The sequence below is a fragment of the Pseudosulfitobacter pseudonitzschiae genome (assembly GCF_900129395.1).
GTDB classification, from domain to species: domain Bacteria; phylum Pseudomonadota; class Alphaproteobacteria; order Rhodobacterales; family Rhodobacteraceae; genus Pseudosulfitobacter; species Pseudosulfitobacter pseudonitzschiae.
Genome location: NZ_FQVP01000033.1, coordinates 1 through 1,210, shown reverse-complemented (window position 1 = coordinate 1,210; position 1,210 = coordinate 1). Strand labels below are relative to the sequence as shown.

Below are 1,210 nucleotides of genomic sequence, written 5' to 3'. Positions count from 1 at the left end.
GAATGAATGCTGTTGTTGTAACGGCAGATTTCCAGAGCAAACCAGCGATCGAATTCGCTCAACGTCATCGTGGCCTTGCTTTCGGCGTCATAGTCGCCCTTTGCCGCGATCGAGGATTGCGTTGTTCCCGGCAACAGGTGAACGGCCCCCATCATGGTGCCGATCAACCGTTCGATGTGACCACCGAAGTGAGGACTTGCTGGCGGTCGATAGACCAGATCGATCCCCCAATCGGCACAGGCCGACCGAAAGGCGCGCGACCGGAAATCGCGCCCGTTATCGACGTGGATGCTATGCGGTTTACCCTGCGCGGGCCAAGGAACATTGCACACCAATTCCGCCAGAAGTTCCGCCTTGGGGGCCACAGCCTGTGTCAGGCAAAGCGCCACCGACAGACGCGAAGGAGCCTCGAGAGAGGTGTAATATCCGGTAACCATCCGCGTTGCGACGTCGATCGCCAGCGTGACCCAAGGCCGCCCAATTGGTTGGCGTTCAAAACTGTCGACGAGAATGATGTCCGCAGGCGTATGGTCGATTTGCACGACCTCCAGTGGCCGGTTTGCCTTGTTGTCGCCTACGACCGGCGCAAATTTCTGGCGGGCCGCCTTTGCGCCTTCGCGTGCCTTGACAATTTCGCGGGCATCCATTGCATCCAGCCTGCGCTGAACCGTCCGACGTGTCGGCGGTTGCAAGCCCTGCTGCCAGCACGCGCTTCGGATTTCTGTCACGATGCGCGACAGGCTTGGACGTTCCCGCCGTAAGAAATAACGGCGAAGATGTTCTTCGATCACCGCTTCCACCTTGCCGGATATCAAGGTTGTACCAGTCGGGCGGCCCCGTTTCCGAGAAGCCAGCGCGCTGGTCCGCCCACCCTCTTCGGCCAGACGCTTTATCCAGCGCCAGATAGTCGCCCTGCTGACACCAAGCTCCCAAACGGCGTCATTGATGCCACTTTCCAGACTGCCAGTTCCTTTGAGGTATGCCTGAACAAGCGGACGCAGAACGGCTGCCCTGCGCGCCTCCTCTGCACCAGCGGCAACGGAGTCTTCGCCATCATCATTCATCGATATTTGCCGCAAATGTCTGTGAACCCTGTCTCAGGTTTAAGGGCAAAAATATCAGAATTAAAGGCAAAATCTCATATTTAAGGGCAAAGCTCAGCCGTTGATTTCGTTGGATTTCCCATCTCACAATTAAGGGCTACGCGACA

1 protein-coding gene is annotated in these 1,210 nt (G+C 57.4%); it reads right to left on the bottom strand.

Going from position 1 to position 1,210, the window contains the following annotated elements; all coding sequences use genetic code 11:
• A partial coding sequence (locus BUC08_RS24135) for a DDE-type integrase/transposase/recombinase (RefSeq protein ID WP_073194663.1) occupies positions 1-1,064 on the bottom strand: 1,064 nt, incomplete at its 3' end.
• Positions 1,065-1,210 lie beyond the last annotated feature (146 nt).